The 20,060-nt window shown below is 50.6% G+C and carries 16 protein-coding genes; 4 read left to right on the forward strand and 12 right to left on the reverse strand.

Going from position 1 to position 20,060, the window contains the following annotated elements; genetic code table 11:
• Positions 1–15: 15 nt before the first annotated feature.
• From DXA36_RS32720 to DXA36_RS21775, 3 genes are all read right to left on the reverse strand, one after another.
• Entirely contained in the window at positions 16–225 is a 210-nt protein-coding gene (locus tag DXA36_RS32720; protein ID WP_147366633.1) for a hypothetical protein, read from the reverse strand.
• Positions 226–324: 99 nt separating this feature from the next.
• Positions 325–564, reverse strand: a complete 240-nt coding sequence (locus DXA36_RS33080) for a hypothetical protein (protein WP_182479203.1) — start codon at positions 562–564, stop codon at positions 325–327.
• A 24-nt stretch (positions 565–588) separates the two neighbouring features.
• A complete protein-coding gene (locus DXA36_RS21775) occupies positions 589–1,017 on the reverse strand; it encodes a hypothetical protein (protein ID WP_118681560.1) in 429 nt (142 codons plus the stop codon).
• 201 nt (positions 1,018–1,218) lie between these two features.
• Here DXA36_RS21775 and DXA36_RS21780 point away from each other — a divergent pair, with 201 nt between their 5' ends.
• Together DXA36_RS21780 and DXA36_RS21785 are read left to right on the forward strand one after the other, a co-directional pair.
• Complete coding sequence (locus DXA36_RS21780; RefSeq protein WP_243114709.1) at positions 1,219–1,602, forward strand: BlaI/MecI/CopY family transcriptional regulator; 384 nt, start codon at positions 1,219–1,221, stop codon at positions 1,600–1,602.
• Positions 1,593–3,134 carry a M56 family metallopeptidase gene (locus tag DXA36_RS21785; protein WP_118681561.1) on the forward strand — a complete coding sequence of 514 codons (1,542 nt, stop codon included), beginning with the start codon at positions 1,593–1,595 and terminating at the stop codon, positions 3,132–3,134. Before DXA36_RS21780 ends, DXA36_RS21785 begins: the two co-directional genes overlap by 10 nt.
• A gap of 45 nt (positions 3,135–3,179) precedes the next feature.
• Here DXA36_RS21785 and DXA36_RS21790 read toward each other — a convergent pair whose 3' ends face one another.
• The 7 genes from DXA36_RS21790 to kdpA form a co-directional block, all read right to left on the reverse strand.
• The gene (locus DXA36_RS21790) at positions 3,180–3,878 is read right to left on the reverse strand and encodes a response regulator (RefSeq protein ID WP_118681562.1); all 699 of its coding nucleotides are present in this window, start codon (positions 3,876–3,878) and stop codon (positions 3,180–3,182) included.
• Positions 3,838–5,424, reverse strand: coding sequence for a DUF4118 domain-containing protein (locus DXA36_RS21795; RefSeq protein ID WP_118681563.1), 1,587 nt, complete (start codon positions 5,422–5,424; stop codon positions 3,838–3,840). Before DXA36_RS21795 ends, DXA36_RS21790 begins: the two co-directional genes overlap by 41 nt.
• Before the next feature lie 29 nt (positions 5,425–5,453).
• On the reverse strand, positions 5,454–6,155 hold the full coding sequence (locus DXA36_RS21800; RefSeq protein ID WP_118681564.1) for a response regulator: 702 nt from the start codon (positions 6,153–6,155) through the stop codon (positions 5,454–5,456).
• 21 nt (positions 6,156–6,176) lie between these two features.
• Complete coding sequence (locus DXA36_RS21805; RefSeq protein WP_118681565.1) at positions 6,177–8,891, reverse strand: sensor histidine kinase; 2,715 nt, start codon at positions 8,889–8,891, stop codon at positions 6,177–6,179.
• A gap of 120 nt (positions 8,892–9,011) precedes the next feature.
• Entirely contained in the window at positions 9,012–9,620 is a 609-nt protein-coding gene (gene kdpC / locus DXA36_RS21810) for a potassium-transporting ATPase subunit KdpC (RefSeq protein ID WP_118681566.1), read from the reverse strand.
• 75 nt (positions 9,621–9,695) lie between these two features.
• On the reverse strand, positions 9,696–11,774 hold the full coding sequence (gene kdpB / locus DXA36_RS21815; protein WP_118681619.1) for a potassium-transporting ATPase subunit KdpB: 2,079 nt from the start codon (positions 11,772–11,774) through the stop codon (positions 9,696–9,698).
• 65 nt (positions 11,775–11,839) lie between these two features.
• Positions 11,840–13,657 (reverse strand): potassium-transporting ATPase subunit KdpA, encoded by a 1,818-nt coding sequence (kdpA, locus tag DXA36_RS21820; RefSeq protein WP_118681567.1) that lies wholly within the window; start codon positions 13,655–13,657, stop codon positions 11,840–11,842.
• A 579-nt stretch (positions 13,658–14,236) separates the two neighbouring features.
• On the opposite strand from kdpA, the gene DXA36_RS21825 reads away from it, so the two are divergent.
• Both DXA36_RS21825 and DXA36_RS21830 read left to right on the forward strand, forming a co-directional pair.
• Complete coding sequence (locus DXA36_RS21825; RefSeq protein WP_182479204.1) at positions 14,237–17,413, forward strand: leucine-rich repeat domain-containing protein; 3,177 nt, start codon at positions 14,237–14,239, stop codon at positions 17,411–17,413.
• Between the two features lie 113 nt (positions 17,414–17,526).
• Positions 17,527–18,291, forward strand: a complete 765-nt coding sequence (locus DXA36_RS21830) for an alpha/beta fold hydrolase (RefSeq protein ID WP_330425088.1) — start codon at positions 17,527–17,529, stop codon at positions 18,289–18,291.
• Positions 18,292–18,336: 45 nt separating this feature from the next.
• Here the strand turns inward: DXA36_RS21830 and DXA36_RS21835 are convergent, their stop codons facing one another.
• Both DXA36_RS21835 and DXA36_RS21840 read right to left on the reverse strand, forming a co-directional pair.
• Positions 18,337–19,302, reverse strand: a complete 966-nt coding sequence (locus DXA36_RS21835) for a phosphotransferase (protein WP_118681570.1) — start codon at positions 19,300–19,302, stop codon at positions 18,337–18,339.
• A 46-nt stretch (positions 19,303–19,348) separates the two neighbouring features.
• The gene (locus DXA36_RS21840; RefSeq protein ID WP_118681620.1) at positions 19,349–20,044 is read right to left on the reverse strand and encodes a response regulator; all 696 of its coding nucleotides are present in this window, start codon (positions 20,042–20,044) and stop codon (positions 19,349–19,351) included.
• Positions 20,045–20,060 lie beyond the last annotated feature (16 nt).

Here is a 20,060-nt window from a genome sequence, read left to right on the forward strand (position 1 = left end):
TGAATCTCCCCAAGGTCATCCGCTGAAACATCCGGAATCCGCCGCAGCCGGCCTCTCCCATCTCCTCGTATCGTCATTAGGCCGAGCGTGTCCTCTGTCCTCGTCAAACGGCGAAATCCCAACCGCCTGCTTCATCACTGCAAATCGATTTCCGCCAGTCCATTCGTCCCACTGCTTTCCGAAGCCGCCCGACAAAGCGTATGGCAGGTATTTTTTTATATTCAAAGCGTTCCCCCACCGCGCCTTTGACAGGATCCGTATCCAATTCATAATCTTAGCATTTCTGGCCGGATGGAGTACTCGTTTATTTTATCGTACCGGCATTCAAAACTCCATGTCATAAAATGCGATGTTTTGTCCGTTCTGGTTTACGCTCCTTATGTTGACTGTACTGAAAAAGTCCTGCGCACAAAGGATGCGGCACCCGCACTCCATCCATATATTGGTTATCCATACCTCCGTGATTCCCACGTTTCCGGTTTCCAAAGGGATCCTTGTCGTCATTTCATCCATAAATGCCTGCTGCTCTATGATGCCGGCCACCACATTTATGGCGCATACCACTCGTCTCCTTCCTCCCTACGGCACTTAAAAACAGAAGATACCCTGTTTGTCGTTATGTTTTCTTTTCACCACATGGCCCACCCCGTTTTCATCGTATTCTATCTTAAAGCGTTCCTTCGTTTCCTCCCTCCTGCAGTCCTCCATAGTATATGCCGCTTCCGAAGGACGGGCAAAGCTTCCGTAATTCTCCATATTTTTTCTTGCGGGCAAAAATGTGGGATCCAGCGCCCATGCCGCCCGGAAATGCTTCATCGCGGATATATGGTTGCCCCGCTTTTCCATAAGGATGCCGAACAGGTTATGCGGCTCCGCCGCATCCGGATATTCCTTCATGGCATCACAGACTATTTCTCGGGATTCTTCTATATGATAATCACAGATAAGGCTGCGGACCTCTTCACACAGCTGGTTCAAATATTCTTTTTCAGTTTCTGCTTCTCTCGTTGTTTTCATCGCTTACTCCTCCTTTTGATGGTTTTATTCTAGCTTATAACCTGTGAGGAGGGTGTGAGAGTTTGGGGAAAGGGTGTGAGAATCCTGTGAGAATAACTTGACATGGTTATTATACAATTATATAATCAATATACAGACGTATAATGCGTTTTAACGGGAATCATCAAATTATCATCCGCTGATAGGATAAGGAGAAACAAATTGAAATCTTTAGGGGACGCAGAGCTTGAGATTATGAAGGTTTTATGGAAGGCAGGGGATAAGGTGTCCAGCACATATATTTTGGCAGCGCTGGACGGCAAACTAAACTGGAAGCTTTCTACCCTGATGACGGTATTAACCAGATTGGAAAAAAAGGGATTCCTGGTTTGTGACCGGCAAACCAGAACCAATCTGTATCAGGCAAGCATAAGAGAAAAAGAGTATATGGCGGAGGAAAGCAGGGAGTTTCTGGAAAAGCTTTATGATAATTCAGTAGAAAATTTTATTACAGGGTTATATAACAGTAAAATCCTGAAAAATACAGACTTGGATGAGCTGCGCGTTTTTTTGGATAAATTGGAGGAATCAGAGGAATGGCATTAGAAATTTTTCTGACATTTATGGAAATATCTCTTTCCGTAGGGTTAACATCCGGCATCCTACTGGCACTGTCTCCCATTCTGGAGCAAAGATATGCCGGGAAGTGGAGGTACTGGCTTTGGGCGGCACTGGCGGTACGCTTGTTTATCCCTGTAAATATAAATATACCGGAATATCATTGGAGCCTTACTGTGCCAGGTATCCTTTTACCCCAGACGGCCGCTGACGGGCAACAGGGATATGCGACGGATGATGAAACAGGGAGCGGCACTTATGAAAATGAGGAAAAGAAGGGCCTAACATCCGTTGTTCCTTCTGATAAAACTCCTGTCCGCAGGACATCCGAAACAATAGCTCACGGAATTTCACAAGTATGGCAAATAATCCCTATCGTGTGGCTGACAGGTGTTATTGGCTATCTCTGTCTCTCCGCAATATTATGGCAGATAAATAAGAAACGGATATTCCACAAAACCCGTACCATACAAAATAACAGTATATTGGATATGGCTAAAAATCTGTCTCTCGACATTGGTTTACATAAAAAAACAGAACTCCTGACAGGAAGTAAAGAGTACGGCCCCATGGCCGTGGGCCTTATATCCCCGGTGATTATCCTCCCGGATTGTAAATACACGCAGGATGAACTCCTGTTTATCCTGAAGCATGAACTGCTTCATATCAAAAGACGCGATCATTTATATAAACTGCTTTTGCTTCTGGCAAATGCCGTCCATTGGTTTAATCCGGTTATTTATCGGATGGTCCGGGCTGCAAATACGGATTTGGAAATGGCCTGTGATGAAGACGTGATCAAAAATACTTCGTTTGCCGGACGAAAGGCATATGCAGAGGTGATTTTTACCGCCCTGAGCAAGCAGAAGGGCAGAGACGGTTATTACACCACTCATTTTTATAGAGATACAAAGTTTATGAAAAAACGATTCCGAAATATCCTGAAAAAAAAGAAGGGCCGCAGAGGTATGCTCCTGTTGTCCGTAATGCTGCTCCTGACTCTGACCACAGGCAGCCTGATTGCCTGTACCACTCCTACGGGAGCTGCCGGCACCGATATGGACTCCCCCATACGCCCGGAAGAAAACGAAACCCCGGATGCCCCTATCCCCCGGGAAATTCCCACCAGGGAATCGGAACAGACAACAGAAACCACAATGCCGGACGAACCGGCCGCTCTTTCGCCGGAGCTTTCCGAAGATGCACAGAAAATAAAAACAATGACAGAAGAATTTTTAACTGCTTATTTTAACGCAGACCTGACAGGCCTCCAAGGCTGTCTGACAGATCCTTACGAATGGGACATAACCGTTTATGATAATCCTCAGGAAGCCGGCATGATAACGGACACCTCCTTGAAAGGCCTTTCGGATATAGGCGTTCTGGAAGAGAATACCCCCTGCGTAATCTCCTTCCAATACAAAGTCTCTCCCCAGGCCGATTATTACCGCTGCCTGACTATAGAATTCGTTCGTACCGGAGAGAACTTTTACATTCAGTTCTATGGGGAGGAAGGCTGATCTTGCTTTCCATGTGCAGAAAAAATGCCTTAGAGGCTCCATTTTTTATTCGTCGGCCATGCGGTAGCCTATCCCTATTTCCGTAAGGATATAGCGCGGTTTTGCCGGATTCTTCTCGACCTTGCGGCGCAGGGCGGCCATAAGGGCACGCAGAGCCTGGGTATCGGAATCATAGGCTGCTCCCCATACCTCCTTCAGGATATAGCCGCTGGTGAGAACCTTTCCTGCATTTTTCATGAGAAGGGTCAGCAGGCTGAATTCCATAGGCGTCAGGTGAAGCGCTTCGTCCTCCAGTGAGGCGGCATGTTTTTCCACATCCAGTGTAAGCCCTCCCACACGGTATACGGACTGGGGGCGGGGAAGTCCCTGCCGGTACAGATGACGGAGGGCCACACGGATCCGGGCCATCAGCTCCGTGGCGGAAAAAGGCTTGGTCAGGTAATCATCCGCGCCCAGATCCAGCATGGCTGCTTTTTCTTTGTCCTGATCCCTTGCGGATACGATAATGACAGGCATTTCCGACCATTCCCGCACCTTTTTGAGAACCGCCTCCCCATCCATGTCCGGAAGGCCCAGATCCAGCAGCATCATATCCGCCTGCTCCATTACCAGCAGCTTCATGGCAGCGGCGGCGTTTCCCGCAGTCAGGCAGGTAAACCCCTCCGCCTTCAGGGCGTAGCAGATAAAGTTCCGGATCTGGACATCATCCTCCACTACCAGAATTGTTTCGTGATACTGTTCCATCCTCATTCTCCTTTCCAAGGTTATGCAGGTGTTTCGTTTCCAGAGGCAGGGTAAACATAAATTCCGCCCCCGGCCCGTCCGTCCGGTTGCCCGCTTCCATCCGCCCCCCATGCTGGCTCACAATGGATTCACAGATCGTCAGCCCCAGGCCAATCCCCTTCTGGGCGTCCGCCGGTTTCATCTGTGAGGTATAAAAGGTTTGAAAGATATGGGGCAGATCCTCCGGCGCGATGCCCTCTCCCCGGTCCGCCACGCGGAATACGGCGTTTTCCCCTTTCGGATCTTTTTTGACCGTAACCGTGATCTCTTCCTCCGGCGGCGTATGCTTTACCGCATTATCCAGCAGATTGATAAGCACCTGCATGATCAGCCTGGCATCCATGGGGATCATAAGCACCTCCTCCGGCACCTCTACCTGGATTTCCCGTCCGGGGGCACGTCCCGCCATCCGGGCGACGGCGCTTCCCACGATCTCCTCTGCCGCCTCGGGCTGCTTGTTGATGCGCATATGCCCCTCCTGAAGCCTGGTGAGGCTCAGGATATTTTCCACAAGGGAGTGCAGCCAGACAGCGTCCTTATGGATTCCCTGCGCCAATTCGTATCGGGGGTCCTCCTTCCGGGACATATCCATAATCATTTCTGAAGTCCCCATAATTCCGGACAGGGGAGTCCTCAGATCATGGGAAATCGCCCTGAGCAGATTCCCGCGGTATCTCTCCTGCTGTATCTGCTGCCGGGAATGTACCTGCCTTCGCACGGCATGGATCCGATCCATCGCCAGCGCCACGCATTCCAGCATGGAATGCAGAAAAATCTTCTGGGTTTCCTCAAAGGCCGAAGCTTTTTCCCTGGGAATACGCACCACACCCAGAATCCCCTCACCGCCGTATACCGGCCAGTCATAAAATTCCGCCCCCTCATCACAGGGGGCATGGAGCTGTTCCAGCCTTTTCTTCAGGCTCTCCCCGTTTTCCAGCCTTCTTCTTACCAGCTTCCCCTCTTCCGTCCTTTGAAGGAAGGTCTTTTCCGGCCACCCTTCTTCATCATAGCAAAGACATGCCGCCTGGCAGTCCAGCAGATCACTGATAATGGAAACGGTGGTTTCCGCCGCATCGGAAAGCTCCTTGGACTCGGTAAGATGGCTTGTCAGAAGATACAGCGCCTGTGTCTGGCGTTCCCTGTCCAATGCCCTTTTGGCGTTCACCTTTTCCCTGGAGGTAAGCGCGCTGGTTACCAGGGCCACCACGGTCATCACTGCAAAAGTGACCATATACCCCGCATCGTAAAACTGCAGGGAATGGTAGGGCTTTGTAAAAAAATAATTAAAGGTAAGCGTCGCCGCCAAAGACGACAGAATTCCCCATATATACCCCCTGGTCAGGCTAGAAGTGACAAATACGGCCAGGATATATAAAAGCACCACATTGGTTTCGGTAAATCCAATTTCCCGGAAACCCATCCCCAGCAGCGTGGCCGCCAGCAGAAACAACGCCGATTCCATAAAATAGATAAGCCCGCTCCCGGCCTTTTTCCTGTTTTTATCCATAACACGTTACACACCCTTTTCCGTCTGTCTCACAGCCGGTTCATTTTATAGCCGATACCCACCCTTGTCTGGATATAGCGCGGATTTTCCCTGTCGGGTTCTATTTTTTTACGGAGAGTCGCCATATAGACCCGCAGGGAAGGAATATCGCTCACATTTACATTTTCCCAGACCTTATTTATCAGATACTGGTGGGTGAGGACCTTACCCGCATTTCTTGCCAGCTCGCACAGAAGCCGGTACTCAATAGGGGATAAATGCAGCTCCTGCTCCCCCATATAGGCGGCAGCGGCAGCAAAATCAATTTTCAGGTCACCGTTTGTGAACACCGTACTGACCCCGCCGTTCTCCGTCTGCATATAGCTGATCCGGCGGAACGTGGAACGCAGCCTTGCCAGCAGCTCCTCCACGCTGAAGGGCTTGGTGAGATAATCATCGGCCCCTGCATCCAGGGCTTCTATTTTATCCTGATCCTCCGTTCTCGCACTGATTACGATGATGGGCACGGGGGACCAGCTTCTTACCTTTCGTATGATATCCAGGCCGTCCATATCCGGAAGCCCCAGATCCAGAAGGATAATCTCCGGGTTATGGGAGGTAACGGCCATCATGGCCTGCGCTCCGTTGGATGCTTTTTCATAATGATAACCCTGCGTCTCCAGGGTGGTGGCAATCAGGTTGGAGATCGCCTTTTCATCCTCTACAATAAGAAGGTTATGCTTTGTTTCCATGGTATCCTCATTTCTGCGTTGTTATACGCCGCTGTCTGGTCCCACATCCTCCGCCTTCAGATCAAAAAGGAAACAGGTCCCCCTGGGGACGTTGTCCCTTACCTCCAGCCTGCCGCCGTGGGCCTCCACAATGGAACGGCATAAAGACAGGCCTACCCCCATGCTCCGTGTTCCGTCCGCCGCCTGGTATTCCCCCGTATAGAACAGGTCAAATACCTTTTCTTTCCGGTCATCCGGAATCCCCTGCCCGTCGTCGGCGATATTCACATAGATTCTGTCCCCCATTTTTTTAGCGGAAATGTCTATGTGGGAATCCTCCGGGGTATATTTAATGGCATTGTCCACAATGTTCAAAATGACCTGCATGATCAGCTTTGCGTCCATCCAGGCCATAAGAAATTCATTCTCCAGACGGACCTGGATCGTATGCCCTCTCAGACGCCTGCGGATATGGCTGAGTGCCTCGCTTATCACATCCTCCAGAAGCTCCGGCTGCTGTTTTAATTCCATACTGCCGTTTTCTATTTTAGTTACGGACAGCAGATTCTCAACCAGATTATACAGCCAAACGGAATCGTCGTAAATATCCTCATAAAGCTTCTGCTTCTGTTCCCGGCTCAGGTTATCCCCCCGCTTCATGAGCATGCCGGAATTTCCCGAGATACTGGTCAGCGGCGTGCGCAGATCATGGGATATGCTGCGCAGCAGGTTGCTTCGGAGCTGTTCCTGCCTGATTTGCAGCTGGGCACGGTTTTTATCCTCCGCGCTCTTTTCTTTTTCCAGAGCCAGCGCCGCCTCATTCAGCATGGCGTTCAGGATACTTTCATCGAAAGCGGGAAGGAACCCGTCGCCCAGACAGATTCCCACCACGCCGTATACCGCATTGGCGCTGCGCACCGCCAGATACAGTCCCTTCGCTCCCGGCAGGGTCCCCGTGGAAGCCCCCGCATGCTTATTATTGCGGTAGCTCCAGTAGGCTACCGCCGTTTCATCCTTGGTGAGCAGCAGCCGGATGGTACTGTTTTTTTCTTTGGGAAAACAATAGGGCCTGACTCCCTCCCCCGGCTCCCCGGCGTAATAAACAATATCTTTATCCAGAAGCTTTACCAGTTGTTCGGAAACCGTTTCGGCGATGGCTTCTTCCCCGGAGGCCATCTGCAGCTTCCTGCTGGTATCCAGGAGTATTTCCATCCTCCATGCCTTTCTTACGGCCTGCCGTCCGTAGGATTTCACTTTTTTGGCAAGAGACGCGGTGAGGAAACCCGCCAGGAACATGATGAAAAAGGTGATCATATACCCCGGATCCCTGACCTTCAGGGAATTATAAGGGATGGTAAAAAAGATATTAAAGCAGACCACGCTGAGCACCGAGGCGAGCAGGTTATAGATTTGGTTTTCCGTTATCAGCGCAATGAGCAGAACTCCCAGGATATAGATGGTAACGATATTAGCCTCGTCGAAGCCCAGCAGCCGGAACACAAATGCCAGAACCGAGGAAATCCCCAAAACGGCAAGCATAGCCAGGGTATCCCTCAGATAATTCTGCTCCTTCACCGCAAGTATCCGTTCCAGCTTTTTCTTTTTGGCATAACGCCTGGTATAGGTATCGGGTATCAGGTATATTTCAAGCTTGGGAACCAGAGCCGTCAGCTGATCCGCAAAGTTTACATTCGGGCCGAACAGCTTATTTCTGGTATAGCTTCTTCCAAGAACGATTTTGGAAACGCCGGAAATCCGGGAATATTCCGCAATCTGCCTGGTGATGTCGCCGCCGTAAAGGGTTACGGTTTTCGCCCCCAGCTGCTCCGCCAGCCTCTGGTTCATCCGCAGGCGGAGGGCATCGTCATCCCCCATCCCTTCCCTTCCGGGCGCCTCCACATGCACCGCCGTAAAACGGGCGCGGAAAGCATTCGCCATTCTGGCGGCGGCACGGATTACCTTGGCATTAGACGGGGAGGCGGACAGGCAGACCAGAATATGTTCCCCTGTATAGTAATCGCTTTCCCTGTTCTGTTCCCGGTTTTTTTCCGTAACACGGTTGACCTGGTCCGCGGTCCTGCGCAGGGCAATTTCACGCAGGGCGGTAAGATTATCCACGGTAAAAAAATGATCCATGGCCGTGCCCGCCTGCTGCGGGCGATATACCTTTCCCTCCTTCAGCCTTTCCAGAAGCTCCGCCGGCTCGATATCCACAAGCTCCACCTGATCCGCCTGGTCAAAAACAAAATCCGGTATCCTTTCCTGTACCGTAACCCCCGTGATGGATGCCACAATGTCGTTCAGGCTTTCCAGGTGCTGCACATTTACCGTGGTATATACACTGATCCCTTCCTTGAGCAGCTCCTGGATATCCTGGTACCGCTTGGTATGGCGGCATCCCGCCGCATTCGTGTGGGCCAGCTCATCCACCAGGATCAGACGGGGCCTCCTTTTCAGCGCCGCATCCAGGTCAAATTCCTTCAGCACTATGTTTTTATAAGGGATTTCCAGCGCCGGAAGCTGCTCCAGCCCCTCCAGAAGGGCCATGGTTTCCGGGCGCGCATGCGGTTCTATATACCCGGCAGCGACATCGATCCCCGTTTCCGCCGCCTGATGGGCCGCTTCCAGCATCGCATAGGTCTTGCCCACTCCTGCGGCATACCCAAAAAATATTTTTAATTTTCCCTGTTTTCCCCTGGATTCTTCTTCCTTCACCTGCTCCAGAAGCTTATCGGGATCGGGTCTGTTCTCTTCCATATTATCTTCTCCCAGCTGCAGCTGTTACTTGTTGAAACACAGCAAGCCGCCAGTCCGGAGACTGCCGGCTTTTATTGAATGTAGGAATGGTCCGCAAAGAGCCGTATCCGTCATTTTCCATTAATCCGTAAGAATTCCGTCAAGGGCCAGATTCACTTCCAGCACATTTACGGTTTCCTCCCCCAGTATACCAAGAAACTTTCCTTTTGTATACTTATCGATAACCGCCCTGACTTCCTCCTCCGACATCCCTTTTGCCTCCGCAATACGGGGAACCTGGTACTCCGCTGCAGCAGGGGAGATATGGGGATCCAGGCCGCTCCCTGACCCGGTCACCAGTTCCACCGGAATGGCTTCCCTATCCGCATGGGGGTTTGCCTCCTTTATCATGGCGACACGCTGCGCGATCTGCTGTGCATATTCCTCACTTGCCGGTGATTTATTGGAAGCCCCCGCATACAGGAGCGGGTTTCCCTCCTCATCCGTGTAGGTAGCCACGTCCACAAACATGATTCTCCCCCACAGATGAGCAGGATCCGTAAATTTCTGCCCCAACAGCTCGCTTCCGTATTTTATCCCGTTCACTTCAATAATACTTCCGTCGGCTTTGTCTTTAAAAAACAACTGCGAAATCCCGGTCATGACCAGGGTATAAACCAGACCGCATAACAACATCATGATAAAAAATAACAGGGTTGTTTTCCCAAACACCTTTTTTATATCCTTCATTTTTTTCCTCCATAACTGTTCCGTATTTTCACAGTTATCTCCCTTTCTATATCATGTTTTCTATTCTGCGCCGTCTTATACAAACAGCCCGCATGCAACGAGAAGCATATCAATCAGCTTAATGCAGATAAACGGTGTGATAATCCCGCCTGCCCCGTAAATTAAAAGGTTTCTGGAAAGCAGCCTGCCGGCGGATACCTCCCGGTATTTAACGCCCTTGAGCGCCAGGGGGATCAATGCCACAATAATCAGCGCGTTATAAATAATTGCGGAGAAAATTGCGCTTTCCGCACTGTGCAGACGCATGATGTTCAAAGCGGCCAGGCCGGGATAAAGCCCCATAAATAATGCGGGTATGATGGCAAAGTATTTTGCCACATCGTTTGCAATACTGAAGGTGGTAAGGCTTCCTCTCGTCATCAGAAGCTGTTTGCCGATCCGGACAATATCTATCAGCTTGGTGGGGGAACTGTCCAGATCCACCATATTTCCGGCTTCCTTAGCTGCCTGGGTGCCGGTGTTCATGGCTACCGCCACATCCGCCTGGGCAAGCGCCGGTGCATCGTTAGTACCGTCTCCGGTCATCGCTACCATATGCCCTTTAGCCTGCAGTTCCCGGATCATGGACAGCTTTCCTTCCGGCGTTGCCTCCGCCAGGAAATCGTCCACTCCCGCCTCCGCTGCAATAGCGGCGGCAGTCAACGGGTTATCTCCGGTAATCATAACCGTACGTATGCCCATTTTCCGCAGGTCTGCAAACTTTTCTTTCACTCCTGCCTTAATGATATCCTTCAGGTGGATGACTCCGAGAATGATATGGTCTTTGGCTACTACCAGCGGGGTACCGCCCTGATTGGCAATCCGTTTTACCACCTCATCACATTCTTTGCTGTATATCCCGCCGTATTTTTCCACATAGCCCTTCATGGAATCGGCGGCGCCCTTGCGGATTTCCGTGTCCTTTGTATTGACACCGCTCATTCTCGTCTTTGCTGTAAAAGGAAGGAATTCCATAGGGGTTTCCGACAGATTTCTTTCCCGGATACCGAATTTCTCCTTAGCCAGGATCACCACGCTCCTGCCTTCCGGCGTTTCGTCCGGCAGGGAGGCCAGCTGTGCCGCATCCGCCAGCTCCTGGGCCGTATTGCCGTCCACCGGAATGAATTCCGCGGCCTGGCGGTTTCCCAGCGTAATGGTTCCTGTTTTATCCAGAAGCAGCGTATCCACATCACCGGCCGCCTCTATGGCACGGCCGCTCATGGCAAGCACGTTGGCCTGGTTTAAGCGGCTCATTCCCGCAATACCGATTGCGGAAAGCAGCGCCCCGATGGTGGTGGGAGCCAGGCAAACCAACAGCGCTGCCAGGGAGGTCACGGATGTGGGGTTCTCCACGCCCAGCTGCTTCGCTGAAAAGAGGGAATAGGCATACAGTGCCATTACCACCAGAATGAAGATTATGGACAGTGCAACCAGAAAAATTTCCAGTGCAATTTCATTCGGAGTTTTCTTTCTCGCAGCCCCCTCTACCATAGCAATCATCTTATCCAGGAAACTCTGCCCCGGTTCGCTTGTAATCCTTACTACAATCCAGTCGGAAAGGACACTGGTCCCACCCGTCACCGCGCTGCGATCCCCTCCCGCTTCCCTGACAACCGGGGCGGATTCGCCGGTAATGGCGCTTTCATCCACGCTCGCCGCACCCTCTATAACTTCCCCGTCGCCGGGGATCTGTTCCCCGGCCTTTACGATAACCAGATCTCCTTTTACCAGCTTTGCGGAAGGAACCTTGGTAATCTGCTCCTTTTTTTCAGAAGACGGGATTTTATGGGCTTCCACATCCTGCTTTGCCGCACGGAGGGAGTCTGCCTGGGCTTTTCCGCGCCCCTCCGCAATCGCTTCCGCGAAATTGGCAAATAACACGGTAAACCAAAGGATAATTGTAATTCCCAGGATATATCCCGGCGCTGCATCCCGTACTCCCAACAGGGATACAGCCCAAAGTACGGTTGTCATAACGGCCGATACAAATACCAGAAACATTACGGGATTCTTAATCTGTGTATTTGGCGCCAGCTTCAGAAACGCATCCTTAACGGCGCGCATGACCATTTTTTTATCATGCAGAGCATTTTCTGTTTTCATACCGCTGCTCATTTTTACTACCTCCATTTATACGGATTCCTTTCGGAATATAACATGTATTGTCTGTATGGTCCATTTTACCCTATCATCTGGAAATACTCCGCTATCGGACCGAGTGCCAGCGCCGGGAAGAAGCTCAATGCGCCCACCAGCAGCACCACGAACACCAAAAGGAAAACAAACAGTCCGTCGCAGGTGGACAGAGTACCCGCCGTCGTGGCAACCTTTTTCTTTTTCGCCATACTGCCGGCAACGAGAAGCATGGTGACTAAAGGGATAAATCTTGCGCCCAGCATTACCAAACCGATGGATACGTTGATAAACGGGGTATTGGCATTAAACCCTGCAAAAGCGGAACCATTATTTCCGCCGCCGGAGGAATAGGAATACAGCACTTCCGATAAGCCATGTGCCCCGGCATTATTCAGGCTGTCTGCCGTAGAGGGAAGCAGGGCTGCCACGCCGCTGCCCACCAATATTACAATGGGGGTAGCCAGGCAGCATAGTACCGCCATCTTCATTTCAAAGGGTTCGATTTTTTTACCCAGATATTCCGGGGTACGCCCGACCATGAGTCCTGCGATAAATACTGCCAGAATGGCAAAAGCAAGCATGCCGTAAAGCCCGCAGCCGACGCCGCCGAATACCACTTCTCCCAGCTGCATGAGGAGCATAGGTACCAGACCTCCTATAGGCGTATAGGAATCATGCATGGAATTCACGGAACCGTTGGAAGCCGCCGTCGTCCAGGTTGCCCAGGTAACCGAAGTGGCTATACCGAACCTCGTTTCCTTGCCCTCCATATTGCCGCCTGCCGTTCCATCCGTACTGTCCATTGCCACCGCGCCGTTCTGTGCCAGCTGGGGGGTGCCGTTGTGTTCATTCACGGCACAGACCGCCATGGCTGCCGCAAGCATGAGGAACATAGCCGCAAAGATTGCAAAGCCCTGCCGTTTATCCTTTACATTACGGCCAAAGGTAAAGCATAAAGATACAGGAATCAGCAGCAGGAAAAGCATTTCCAATAAATTGCTGAAAATCGTGGGATTTTCAAAGGGATGGGTAGAATTCAGGCCAAAAAAACCGCCTCCGTTGGTACCCAGCTGCTTGATGGATATCTGGCTTGCTGCCGGTCCGAGAGGAACCACCTGCTGCGTAACAATATCGGCAGCCTCCACAGGAGAACCGTCAACCGTCACCTCACCCGTTTCCTTATTCACAATTGCCCCTTCGATAATCTCCCCGTTTTCATCCAATGCGACAGGCTCCAGCAGCTGCACCTTGTCATAAGGCTTCAGGTTCTGTACCACGCCCTGGGAACTGATGAGGATACCTCCCACAATTGCTATAGGGAGCAGGACATAAATAACCGTTCTTGTTAAATCAACCCAGAAATTCCCAATGCCATTCTGCTTTACCCGTGTAAATCCGCGGATAACCGCAAACAAAACGGCAATACCGGTTGCCGCAGACACAAAGTTCTGAACGGTGAGTCCCATCATCTGTGTAAAATAGCTTAATGCGCTCTCACCGCTGTATGCCTGCCAGTTGGTATTTGTCATAAAGCTGACTGCCGTATTAAAAGCCAGATGCCAGGAATTCCCTTCGATATGTTCCGGGTTCAGCGGCAGAATACCCTGCAGCAAAAGCATGAGGAACAGTACCAAAAATCCCACTGCATTAAAAATGACCGCGCTTATTATGTACTTCTTAGCGGACATTTCCTCCCTGCTGTCCACACGCATGATTTTATATATCAGTTTTTCGCAGGGACCGCAGATTCGGGAAAGGAATACCTTTTCCCCATTCATAACCTTTCCGATGTAGCCTCCCAGCGGAATGGCGAGCGCTACCAGTATAATGAGATAAACCGCATATTGAATAAAGCTTTCCATTACCTGTCTTCTCCCTTCAATAAAATAACTAAATAGTAAATCAGCATACCGATACCAGTTGCCGCTATAAGCCATATCAGTATATCCATATCTGTCTCCCTTCCGCCGCCGGACGCGGCCGCTCATAACTTTGTGATTACTTCATGAAGTATAACAGAGCGGATAAAAAGATAGGGTTAGAGAAATCGGTAGGATGTTAAAATTGTATTAAAACGGCTGCCTGGTTATCATTCACGGCCCCTCTGCGCGCCGCCCTGTGGTTTTGCCTGCCCGGTTTTTCCCTGGGGCGGCGCGCAGAGGGGCCGTGAATGGTAACACAATATGAATTCTTATGCTAATCTTAAGATTTACTTCATTGTTTTTTGTTGATATATAGCCCATAATGGTTATATAAAGAAGTATTGTAACTGTTCAGTACCCTCACAGTTACTCTGCAAAAATCCATCCTAAATCGCCTTCGGCGATGGATTTTTGCACTCCTGAATCACTTTCTTACGGTCAGCGCAGTAAATGCGCTGACCTGCTGAACAGTTACGAAGTATTTTACCTTATTTTATCACGATGAGGGGAGGTATCATTATGAAGGGGTTAAGAAGAGTTTTCACCCTATTGGCCATCAGCGCCGTATTGACATTGTTGACAGGGAATCTGACCGTTTTGGCCGACAATCCGGACGGCGGGACGGCGGATAATCCTTCTGCGGGTACCACGTCGCCGGAGTCAGAGGCCCCCGGTACAGCGTCCTCCGAGACGGGAGAAGAGGAAGGTACGGATGTGAACACAGGCGGGACGCCTGCAGCCACACAACCATATATCTGCGACAGCAATGGTATGATTACAGGGGTCAATCCGAAATATCTTCAGGAATTGGCCGATGCGGGGCAAACCAAAATGTCTTTGAAGCTTCCCGCCTCCGTAGGAGGGACTGCCGTTAAGGGAATCGGACCCAATGCGTTTGCGTCTTCCCAATATGCTGCATATAATGTCACTTTTACGGATCTGGATTTTTCCGGTACGGCTATCCAGACGATTGGAAGCGGGGCTTTTGCGGGCTGTACCGGATTAACCGGCTCCCTGCACCTGCCATCGGCTCCTGTTTCCGTGGGGGATAATGCCTTTGCTTCCACGGGGTATTCCTATATCTATTTTCCCAAAAGCCTTAACAAAAGCGGTGTCGATGCGTTTGCCGGCATGAATAAACTGATCGCCGCCATATGTCCTGACGAAGCGTCTTATAAAACTTTTTCACAGCTTTTTTCCATCAGGGACAAGCTCACCTATCCTCTCACCCTTTCTTTTCAGGATGAGGCCGGTACGGTAATAGATACACCCAGAGCCGCCCTGTATCATATGCCGCTCACCTACATGCTTAAGGATAATAAGTCCTGGACGGTGAATAAGAATTATAAATTGCCAGTCTCTTCCTCCGGCGGGGAATATACATGGAAATGGAGCACGGATAAGGACTGGTCCGTTCCGGTAACTCCTTCTTCTCTTGTTGAAGGGAATCTGCTGATCGCCCAAAAATCCATGGAGCAGCCTGTCATCCGTTTTGGAAACGGCATTGACAAGACTTATGATAAATCGCCGGCGGCGCTTACCGTTACTGCCAGCCATCCCCTGGCCAAGGCGGATAAGGATGCCGGGAACGGGGACGTTGTTTTCTGCTATACCTGGAGTTGGACAGACAATACCGGTATTACGAATGAAGAACCTGTTTATGATAAGAACACCATAGAATTCACAAATGCCTCTGATTTTATGTGTAAGGTTAAAGTACAAGCTTTTGTGAAAGGGGAAAATGAACCTTTTTATGAGGAAAGCCATGAGTACAAAGTAAAAATCAGACAGGCATCCTCCGTGGTAAAACCCGTAGTGTCATCCGGCACCATTCCTGCAGAGGGGCCGCTGCCCAATCTGAGCCTTGGGGAGGGGAGCACGCCGGGTACCATTGCATGGGACGAAAACCAGCCGATACGTGAGGGGAAAAATGAGTATTCCTGGACCTTTACCCCAAAGGATAACATCAATTACACTACCGTTACCGGTAAAGTATCCCTTCAGAGTACTGCCGCTTCCCTTTATACCGTTTTGGCAGAGGTCAGCGGAAAAGGGAAGGTGACCCCTGACGGCACCGTTACCGCGGAAAAAGGAAAGGATCTCCTTTTTACCTTTACTCCGGATCCCGGCTATAAGCTGGGAACGGTTACCTTTGACGGTGTGGATATTACAGGTAAACTGAAAGATAATACGTATAAAATAGAAAATGTCCCTGCGGGGGATTCCCAGGAGCATAAGCTGTCTGCCGCCTTTAAACAAATGGACAGCGATGATATCAATCAGGTGTTCCGCAGCCTTCCTGAAATCAAGGGAGATTCCATGACTCCGGAACAGGAGACTGTCTATCTGGATGCCAAAATCCAGTACGAAGCCCTGTCCGCCACCAGGACTCCCTCCGTGTCTCAGGATACTTTGCTTGCATTCTACCGTTCCTTCGCAAAGCTTTCTGAAATAGACTTTGACGTCGACAACAAAGGCCCTGTCAGCATATCGGATTATACGGCGCTTTTAGACAGTATGACTTTGGATGAAGCCAAAGGGTTGAAGGACGGGACGATTTCAAACTTCAGCATACAAATTAATGTGAGCGGTAACATAAATTTAAGTACGCAGCAAAGGGACCTGATACTTGCAAAGAAAAAAGATGGCATCATTGCGGATAGTTATAGTATTGACTTAAAAAAGATAATCACCCAATCAGGTACGACTAACAGCTTCACCCTTACGGAATCAGATTTTCCCCTTACCATGAAATTTCCTCTTCCCAAGGGTATCAAAGCCCCGGCCTCCGGCTATGAACGTACCTTTTATGTAGCTGCCATCCATAATGAAGGGAAAGCCCGTACCGATGCGGATATCCTTTCGAATAAGGACAGCAGCGGCAAAACCATAACCGTTACCACGGAGCGTTTTTCCATTTTTACCGTCCTTTATCAGGATGTAAAAAAAGCGGAGGATCCCCACAATTCCTCCAACCAGAACAATTCCTCATCGGATAAGAAGCATGATGACAACAACGCTTCCTCCAATACCTATGTCCCTGATTATGAAAAGGACTTCTGGGATAATGTAACGAGTCTTATTAAAAAAGCAAAAGCGGGGGATACGGTAAACGTCAATGCGGTAACCTACGATAAGATGCCGGAATCGGTCATGGCCGCCCTTCGGGAGAATCCCAAGGTGGCGCTGATCGTAAGGTGGGACGGGGGAAAACCGGTCATGATACCGGCGCAGACGGCTCTCGCCTATGAAAAAGGCCGCGTTTATTATCCGCTGTCCCTGCTGAGCGAATTGTATGCCAAGGTGAATGCCGCGCTGACCACGCCTCCTCCGGCCCCTTCCGGATCCGGCTCCTCCGGCAGTTCCAACTCCGGCGGCGGTAACTCGTGGGAAATAAGCGCCCCTTCCTCCAATAATACCAACTATACTCCCACTTCCAAGGATAAAGGGACCGAAACAGAATCGGAGGAGGAGAGCGAAACAGAAGCAACGGAAACGGAAACACCTTCGGAAACGGCGGAGGAATCCTCCGAAGCGCCGGAGACCGCACCTTCAAAGGATCTTACCACCCAGGAAATCACAAAGACTTCGGAAAACAAAACCATTGCCGTCGTCCTTGTCGCATCCTGTGTCCTGCTGGTTCTCGTAGTGGTAATCATTGTGGTACTGCTTTCCATTAAAAAGAAACAGGAATAACAGGCGGCTTTCCAAGGCACGATAAAAGGACAGCCATATCCAATACAAACGGAGGATAGATTCTCATGTTTTATCATGCCAGAAACAGCTCTGTACCAATAGGCAGTACCCAAATGGACTATATCTCCTTCGGCAGCGGGCCAAAAAACCTCATTATGATACCCGGCCTGGGAGACGGTTTGAAAACAGCAAAAGGAACGGCTATCCCCTTTGCCATGCTGTACCGGGAATATGCCAGGGATTATAAGGTATATGTTTTCAGCCGGAAAAACAGGATGGAAATGGGTTATACCACAAAAGACATGGCCCGGGACCAGAAGGAAGCCATGGATCGGCTGGGGATTACCGGCGCTGCGGTGATAGGGATTTCCCAGGGCGGGATGATCGCCCAGCATCTGACCGCCGACTACCCGGAAGCAGTGGAAAAGCTGGTATTAGCGGTGACTTCCCCGGGGCAGAACAAAACGCTCCAAAACGTGGTCAGCCGCTGGATCACGATGGCCCGGGAAGGGGATTACAAGCATCTGCTTATTGATACGGCGGAACGCTCTTATTCCGAAGAATATCTGAAGAAATACAGGCGGCTTTACCCCTTCCTCGGCCTCATCGGCAGGCCAAAGGATTTTTCCCGTTTCCTCATACAGGCGAACGCCTGCCTTACCCATGATTCGCTGGATGCGCTGGGTAAGATCACCTGCCCCACACTTGTTATTGGCGGGGGAAACGACCGGATCGTAGGCACCCGGGCCGTCCCCGCCGTCGCTGCCGGCATCCCCCATAGCCAGCTGGTAATTTACCCTGAGCTGGGGCATATGGTCTATGAGGAAGCAAAGGATTTTAACAGCCGGGTTCTGGAATTTCTTTCCGCCCGGGAATAATGGCATGGTACCAGTGTACCATGCCATTATCTTTGTATCTTATCGTCAGAGGCCGAGCAAAGCCGGCAGCTCAAACCAGTTCTTTTCCACCCATACGATTTCTTCCTTGAATCGCGTGATCTTCTCCTCTCCCCCGGAAAAAACGGCCGCCTGAATCCACCACGGCACTTCCACGCACCAGGCGATTTTCAGGGAATCCACAATATCTTCCCCGGTGAGCGGCAGATATTGGGTATAACCCCGCCAAAAGGCATCCACCTTCCCTCTGTCTATCCCTTCCTCCGTTAACGCAAAGGAAAGAAAAGCCCTGCCGATATCATGTAAAATAAACCCGTATTGGTTACGGTCAAAATCCAGGATAGCCGATACCTCCCTGGTATGGAAAAGCATATTGTCAGGAGTAAAATCCTCATGGGCAATTCCCCGGGAAAGCCTGTCGAAAAAGGCGGGCGTTAGCTGCTTCAGAATGATCTCCTGGCCCAATACCGCCTTTTTATATTCCTCCGGTGTATCCGACGTCAGTTCAGCCGCCCGGGCATAAAAATTATCCCACAGGGAACCGTAAAACTTTCGGCTGTCGATGGGATATCCCTGTACCTCCGAAAGAGGCAGTTTGGCGAACTCCCTGCGCATGAGGGCGCTTACGCTCCCCAGACTCTCCATCTGATCCGCGGTTACCGTTTCCCGGTTCTCCGATTTCCCCGTACGGTAATCCATGACCATATATGCCGTATCCGCATCCGCATAGCGTATCGCACGGCCCTGACAGGTCAGGATGTGAGGGCAGGGGATTCCGTTTTCCTCCAGAAGGATTTGCCTCAAAAGTGCCGATTCTATCTGCTCCAACCGCTTTTGGGTAAACCGCTCATAGCTGTATTGTTTAACCAGTAAGGTGCCTCTGCTGCTGCTTACCTTCCATTTTTTATTTAACCAGCCCCCCGTAACTGGGGTTATCTCCCCGCACCGCAGGCCATAGCTTTCTTCCAGATCCGCCAGCAGCTTCTTCTCCATACCCTTCCCCCTAATGGCAGCATCCCGGCTGCCCGGCGCCTGTCTCTCATTCCGAAAACCGGTAGCCCACCCCTACCTCCGTGATAATAAACCGGGGATTGGTGGTATCCTTCTCTATTTTCCGGCGCAGGGTTGCCATAAACACCCGCAGGCTGTTGGGATCCCCGCCTTCTCCATAGCCCCATATCTTATTCTGGATATAATTATGAGTCAGAACCTTCCCCCGGTTGCTCACCAAAAGGGTAAGAAGCTTATATTCAATAGGGGTTACATGGATTTCCTTTCCATCTATAAATACCATACGCTTCACAAAATCGATTAACAGGTAATCGCATGCAAAGCTTTCCCCCAACTCGTTTCCGCCGCCGGTCTGCTCCGCCTTCCGGATAGCTACCCGGATGCGCGCCAGAAGCTCTCCCATATGAAAGGGCTTTACCACATAATCATCCGCTCCCAGATCCAGCGCCCTGATTTTTTCCGACTCCTCCTGTCTGGCGGAAACCACAATTATCGGCTTATCCGAATTGCTGCGGATATGCTCTATCACTTCCATTCCATCCATATCCGGAAGGCCGAGATCCAAAATCACCACATCCGGGTTATTGGCATAGCTCAGGCCAATGGCCTCTCTTCCCGTGTCCGCCTTCAGATAATGATAGCCCTCCTGCTTCAGGCTCATACAGATAAAATTGGATATATATTTATCGTCCTCCACAATCAGGACGGTCACTTCCTTTTCCATACCTTCCATGGTCTGT

Source organism: Eisenbergiella sp. OF01-20 (assembly GCF_003478085.1).
In the GTDB taxonomy this organism is placed as follows: Bacteria; Bacillota; Clostridia; order Lachnospirales; family Lachnospiraceae; genus Eisenbergiella.